Origin of the sequence: Desulfolutivibrio sp. (genome assembly GCF_036584575.1) — a bacterium.
GTDB lineage: Bacteria > Desulfobacterota > Desulfovibrionia > Desulfovibrionales > Desulfovibrionaceae > Desulfolutivibrio.
The window spans coordinates 60617-66928 of record NZ_JAZHDB010000098.1; the positions used below are offsets into that span (position 1 = coordinate 60617).

At 62.9% G+C, this 6312-nt stretch carries 7 protein-coding genes and 1 tRNA gene; 5 read left to right on the plus strand and 3 right to left on the minus strand.

The features are described from left to right. Positions 1-3: 3 nt before the first annotated feature. The gene (locus V3572_RS07925) at positions 4-1029 is read left to right on the plus strand and encodes a sigma-54 interaction domain-containing protein (protein WP_332110442.1); all 1026 of its coding nucleotides are present in this window, start codon (positions 4-6) and stop codon (positions 1027-1029) included. 107 nt (positions 1030-1136) lie between these two features. Here V3572_RS07925 and V3572_RS07930 read toward each other — a convergent pair. Beyond that, positions 1137-1230, minus strand: a tRNA-Sec gene (locus V3572_RS07930). A 246-nt stretch (positions 1231-1476) separates the two neighbouring features. On the opposite strand from V3572_RS07930, the gene V3572_RS07935 reads away from it, so the two are divergent. The 4 genes from V3572_RS07935 (at position 1477) to V3572_RS07950 (ending at position 4716) form a co-directional block, all read left to right on the plus strand. After that, positions 1477-2076, plus strand: coding sequence for a LysM peptidoglycan-binding domain-containing protein (locus V3572_RS07935; RefSeq protein ID WP_332110443.1), 600 nt, complete (start codon positions 1477-1479; stop codon positions 2074-2076). Between the two features lie 29 nt (positions 2077-2105). Next, complete coding sequence (locus V3572_RS07940; RefSeq protein ID WP_332110444.1) at positions 2106-2882, plus strand: tetratricopeptide repeat protein; 777 nt, start codon at positions 2106-2108, stop codon at positions 2880-2882. A gap of 140 nt (positions 2883-3022) precedes the next feature. Further along, positions 3023-3475, plus strand: coding sequence for a response regulator (locus V3572_RS07945; RefSeq protein ID WP_332110445.1), 453 nt, complete (start codon positions 3023-3025; stop codon positions 3473-3475). A gap of 155 nt (positions 3476-3630) precedes the next feature. After that, complete coding sequence (locus tag V3572_RS07950; protein WP_332110446.1) at positions 3631-4716, plus strand: endo alpha-1,4 polygalactosaminidase; 1086 nt, start codon at positions 3631-3633, stop codon at positions 4714-4716. A gap of 99 nt (positions 4717-4815) precedes the next feature. On the opposite strand, the gene V3572_RS07955 is transcribed toward V3572_RS07950, so the two are convergent. Further along, the gene (locus V3572_RS07955) at positions 4816-5361 is read right to left on the minus strand and encodes a Fe-S-containing hydro-lyase (RefSeq protein ID WP_332110447.1); all 546 of its coding nucleotides are present in this window, start codon (positions 5359-5361) and stop codon (positions 4816-4818) included. Beyond that, on the minus strand, positions 5361-6197 hold the full coding sequence (locus tag V3572_RS07960; protein WP_332110448.1) for a fumarate hydratase: 837 nt from the start codon (positions 6195-6197) through the stop codon (positions 5361-5363). The genes V3572_RS07955 and V3572_RS07960 overlap by 1 nt, the downstream gene beginning before the upstream one ends. Positions 6198-6312 lie beyond the last annotated feature (115 nt).

Below are 6312 nucleotides of genomic sequence, written 5' to 3' on the forward strand. Positions count from 1 at the left end.
GCCATGTCCACCCCCGCTTCCCGCTCCGGCAAATTCTTGCCGGTCGACGATGACAACGATTTTGCCCTGGGGCCCGACGGACCGGCATTTCTTTTCCGTTCCCCGGCCATGCGGGCCCTTCGTCGGGTGGCCGGGCAGGTGGCCGGGTCCGACGCGCCCATCCTGGTCTATGGGGAATCCGGCACGGGCAAGGAGCTGTTCTCCCGGCTCATCCACACCTTGAGCAACCGGCGCGAAAAGCCCTTTGTTCCCGTCAACTGCGGCGTGCTCAAGGGAGAACTCTTTGCCGATAAATTTTTCGGGCATGAAGCCGGGGCCTATACCGGGGCCAATCGCCGCCAGAAGGGAAGTTTCGAGGCCGCCGAGGACGGCACCCTGTTTTTGGACGAGGTGGGGGAGATTCCCCAGCCCAACCAGGTGGATTTTTTGCGCGTTCTGGAACAACGCACCTTCAAGCGCCTGGGCGGGGAGAAGGATCTGCCCTTTCTGGCCCGCATCGTGGCCGCCACCAACCGCAGTCTGCCCGAGATGGTCCAGACGGGGTTTTTCCGGGCCGATCTCTACTACAGATTAAACGTCGTGCCCATATCCCTGCCGCCGCTACGCGACCGGCGCGAGGACATCCTGCCCCTGGCCGAGCACTTTCTTGATCTGTTTCGCCATCGCCATCACAAACACGGTCTGGATCTGCGCCCCTGCGCTCGACGCGCCCTGGAGGATCATCTGTGGCCGGGCAATGTGCGGGAGCTGAAAAACCTCATGGAACGGGTGGTGCTTCTGCATCCGGACGGCATGGAGATCATGGCTGCAGACCTGCCGCTGGAAATGCGCTGCGACACGGTCGGGGACTCCGGCGGGCCTGAGCCGGATTGTCTGAGCCTGGAGGCGGCGGTGCGCGAGGCGGAGACCCGGGCCATCCGCCGGGCCCTGGCCGCCGCATCGGGCAGCAAAAGCCGGGCGGCGGAACTTTTGCGGATCAGTTCCCGCACCTTTCGGCACAAGGTGGCCCAATACGGCATGAAGCTGTAGGCCTGCGCCAAACGATCCGGGTCATGGGGCGCCTGCGGGGCTGAGGCGGGGCTGGTCGACGGGAAAAGAAGTACGAATATCTGGCGTAAGCAAGAAAAAGCAAGTGATGGCGGAAGCGTATAGGAGTCGAACCTACCTGCGACCTCGCGACCGCACACCGGATTTGAAGTCCGGGCGCCACACCGGTGACGATACGCTCCCGCATGGATGCGTCCGGGCTAGCTATCAGCTTTTTTCGTGGGTTTCAAGGCAATAGGCCCAAGGGAAAGCATGCCCGGGGCACAACGTCCCCCCGGATTCTCCCCATGGGGATTCCTGGAATTTCGTGGCGCGATGGGTTACACGATCCCCGTTCGGCGCGTTTTTGTTTCCGCCCGCCGTCCTTGTGCGGCCCGCGCCCGACCCTTACCCAGCCCTTTTTCCTAATGGCGTAAGAAAGGACACCCCATGAAAAAATCATCCCTGCTGCTCGCCCTGTGCCTGCTTTTTGCCTCCCTGTCCTGCTCCAAGGAAGACAAACAATCCTTCGCCAACGTGGACCATGACAAGGATGGCAGCATCATCTTCGAGGAACTGGTGTTCGTCTACCCGGACACCGTGGTGGAAAATTTCGCGGCCTACGACGCGGATCAAGACGGCATTCTCGACCAGGCCGAATACAAGACTTTTTATACGGACGTGGTCGTGGATAAAAAAACGCCCCAGGTGGCCCGACTGACGCCGACTCCGGCCAGACCCTCGGCCCAGGCGCCGACTGCGGCCGTGCAACCCGACATCACCGTGACCCTGGAGCCGGAGAAGGCCCCGGCCAAGTCGGCCGAGCCCCAGGCCACGGCCAAACCCGCAGGCCCGGCCAAAGCCCCGGCGACAGCTGTCAAAGCGCCGGAAAAGCAGGGCGCCGCCTCCTACACCATCCAGCGCGGGGACACCCTGACCAAGATCGCCAAAAAACACGGCCTCTCCGTGGACGAGATTCTCAAAGCCAACGACGGTCTGTCGGCGGACAACATCCGCGACGGTCAGGTCATAACCATCCCGGCCAGATAAGCGGGGACGTCCCCACAGCATATACCCTCATGAGCATGCACCACCTTGTCGTCGGCGCGGTTACCCTGCTGGTTTGTCTGGCCCTTCCCCTGCCGGGAACGGCCCTGACCAAGGACGAAGTACGGCAGCGGTCCCTCAAACGCCTGGAGCGGGTCAGCGAGGACGTCAAGACCCTGCCCCCCGGGGAGGATCCCTCCGGCGTCAGCCTGGGCAGATCCTTCCCGGCCGCTGGACACGCGCCGACCGAACCGGCTGCGCCGCCTCCGCCCCGGCTATCCCATACGGGACAACAGGGCCGCGCCGCGGAACGTAAAACGGATGAGGCGGTCATCATCCCCGTGGCCTCCGAGGTTCACGGCGGCACTTCCCGGACTGCACCGATTGCACACTTCGCACCGAATGCACCGGCTGCACCGGCCACGCCACAGCAGCAAATCGATCCGGCACAGCGCGTCCAGGCCATGGAATTGTTCCGGCAGGCCCTCGCCGCCTCAAAAAAAAACAACCATAAAAAAGCCCTGGAGCTCCTGGACAAGGCTGCCGCCCTCAACCCCACGGACCCGGACATCTTCAACAACCGGGGCAACGCCTACAATAACCTGGGCGACCAGCAAAAGGCCCTGGCGGATTACAATACGGCCGTTTCCCTACGCCCCGGCGACGCCGCCGCCCTGTCCAACCGGGGACTGGCCCATGAACGCATGGGAGATGACGCGGCGGCCTGCCGGGACTACCGCGCGGCCTGCGACCTGGGCGATTGCAATTTCTTCGAAAGCTTCAAAAAAGAGGGGCGGTGCTCCAAATAAGGACTGGCCGGTTTTTCCCGCTCCCGATGGTTCGAGTTTTGCATAGCATGTGCAGGAGGCTGGTTTTCGTAAGGCGCCACCGCCGGGACTTCTCCGTCCGGCTGGCACACCGGAAACCCATTTTGCGCATGGAACAAAAAGTGCTCATCGTCGACAGCGACCCCTTGGCTCTCGCCTATCACGCCCATATCCTCTCTCGGCACTTTTGCGTGGATACCGCGAAAAACCCCGTTGAAGCCTTGAACCGTCTCAGGCAAAACGGCCCCTTTTCCGTTGTGGTTTCCGATCTGTTTCTGCCCTCCCCCGACGGCCGATCCTTTCTGTCCAAGGTGCGGCGTCTTTGCCCGGACATCGTGCACATCGTTCTGGCCGACGACCCGTCCCCGGAAACCATCATGAACGTCATCAACAACAACACCATCTTCGGATTTTTCTGCAAATCCGCTCCCCCGACCAAGATCATTCGCAAGATCCGGGCCGCCCTGGAATTGCATCGGCAGCAGACCAGCCTGCCCCTTCCCTATTCCCGCGATGTTCTCTCTCTGGAGGAGCGTTCCTTCTTGAATGAACTGACCGGCTCCCGCCCCTGCTGACCACATTGGCCGGGGCCCTGGCGCAAGACGGGGAGAGGCTTTTGCCGCTTGCGGCGCAACCAACGCCCCCCACTCCGTCCCATGGGCTTGACTTTTCCCGGTCGCGCGTTTCACTCTCACGCCATCAATCACCGCACCGACACGGGGAGCAACCGATGCCCGTTCCTGTCGCCGTCCGCCGTCTGCCGCTGTTTTTCCTGGTCATGTGGATGGCCGTGACGATCCACGGGGCGTTTCCCCCTGCCGCCCAGGCCGAAACCTATCGCCAGGCCATGCGCCAGTTCGTCCAAGACATCGCCGCCTTCGCCCGCACGTCCGCTCCAGGTTTTTTGATCATTCCCCAAAACGGCGTGGAGCTTTTCAGCCTGGGCCAGGACAGCACCGGCCCCCTGGCCGCCGACTATGCCGCAGCCGTCAGCGGCACGGGCCAGGAAAGCCTGTTCTACGGCTATCCCGACGACGACCAACCCACGGCGGACGATGTTTCCGCGTATCTTGCCGGGTATCTCGACCTGGCCAAAAACGCCGGAGTCCCGCCCCTTGTGGCCGACTACTGCGCAACACACGCCAAAATGGACGATTCCTACGCCAAAAACGCCGCCAGGGGCTATGTCTCCTTTGCCGCCCCCAGACGCGACCTGGACGTCATTCCGGACTATCCGGCCCGTCCCTACAACGTCCACCAGGGCGATGTGACGTCGCTTTCTGCGGCGAAAAACCTCCTGTATCTCCTCTCTCCGGATGAAGGCTACGCCACCGTGGAGGCCTATCTCGACGATCTGCGCAACACCGACTACGACCTCATCATCATGGACGCCTATTTTGCCGACGCGATGTTGACGCCCGCCCAGGTGGCCTCGCTCAAGACCAAAAAGAATGGGGGAACGCGGCTGGTGGCGGCCTACATGAGCATCGGCGAGGCCGAGGTCTACCGGGATTACTGGCAGGCGGCCTGGTCCACCTCGCCGCCGCCCTGGCTGGATGCGGAAAACCCGGATTGGGCAGGCAACTACAAGGTCCGCTACTGGATGGACGGCTGGCGACGGATCATCTTCGGAGATGCGGATTCGTACATCGGGAAACTTGTCGCCGCCGGATTCGACGGAACCTACCTGGATATCATCGATGCCTTCGAATACTACGAAAGCCGCTTTGGCCCCAACCTTCCCGACGCGACCCCGGTCGGGGCCCTGCTGCTGCTTGGGGAAGACGCCGACGCGTCGGCCTCCCTCGCCCCCTGAATGGGGATGCTCCCCCGCCGCCACACGCAAAACGCGGCCCGGACGGTTTCCCGCCCAAGCCGCGTCAGGGCCTGTGCTCCGCCAAAACCGACCGGGAAATCAGTCGATCTTGGGCTTGACATACAGCTCGCCGCCCTTGGTGTCGTTTATGACCAGAAGCGGAAAATCCTCCACCGTGAGTTCGCGAATGGCCTCGGGGCCCAAGTCCTCATAGGCGATGACCTTGGCCGCCTTGATGCACTGGGACAAAAGCGCGCCCGCACCGCCCGTGGCCCCGAAGTAGACGGCCTTGTGCGCCGTAAGGGCCGCCTTGACCTCGTCGCTGCGCTTGCCCTTGCCGATGGTGGCCTTGAGCCCCAGGGAATGGAGCCTCGGGGCGTAGCTGTCCATGCGGTAGCTGGTGGTGGGACCGGCCGCGCCAATGGGGCGTCCCGGAGGCGCTGGAGTGGGACCGACGTAATAGATCAGCGCCCCTTTAAGGTCGAAGGGAAGCGCCTCGCCCTTATCCAGGGACTCCACGAGGCGTTTGTGGGCCGCATCCCGGGCGGTGTAGATGACGCCGGTCAAAAGCACCACATCCCCGATGACCAACTTGGAGACATCCTCGTCCGAAAGCGGCGTGGTCAGCTTGTAGGTGGTGGACATTAGAGGATCACCTCCCGGTGCCGCGAGGAATGGCACTGCACGTTGACCGCCAGGGGCAGGCTGGCCAGATGACAGGGCGCCACGGCGATCTTGACCCCAAGCGAGGTGGTCTTGCCGCCCAGGCCCATGGGGCCGATGCCCAGTTCGTTGATGGCGTCGAGAAGTTCTTTTTCTTTGGCCGCGATGTCCGGATCGGGATGCACGTCGTCAAGGGAGCGCATGAGCGCCTTTTTGGCGATAAGGGCCGACAGTTCGGCGTTGCCGCCGATGCCGACGCCGATCACCGTGGGCGGACAGGGGTTGGGACCGGCCTCGGCCACCCGGCGCACCACGAACTCCTTGATGCCCGGCCAGCCCTGGGCGGGGCTTAAAAACGTCACCCGGGACATGTTCTCGCTGCCGCCGCCCTTGGCCATGAAAAAGAGTTTCAGCCTGTCTCCGGGGACCAGATCGATGTGAATGATGGCCGGGGTGTTGTCGCCGGTGTTTTTGCGGGTGAAGGGATCGCAGGAGGATTTGCGCAGGTAGCCGTCCTTGTAGCCCTTGCGCACGCCCTCGTTCACAGCCTCGCGAAGGCCCCCTTCCACCCGGCAGTCCTCGCCAAGCTCCACGAAAAAGACGGCCAGCCCCGTGTCCTGACACAGAGGTAGCCTGGTTTCCTTGGCCAGAGCGGCATTTTCCAGCAGTTGCCGGAAAATCTCCTTGGCCGAGGGAGACTCCTCCTTGGCCGCACACTCGCGAAACTTGGCCCATACGTCGGCCGGAAGTTCCACGTTCGATTCCATGCACATCGTGGCTACGGCCTCGATGACATCCGCCGCCGGTATGATTCGCATGACGCCCCCTTTGCTGGGGGAGGAGGAGGAAGGAACCGGGAGGGGGAGACCCCTTTTTTGACGGCTTTTTGATGCGCATCTGGCCGATGCGCCGCTCCTTGGACACGGCGTTGTG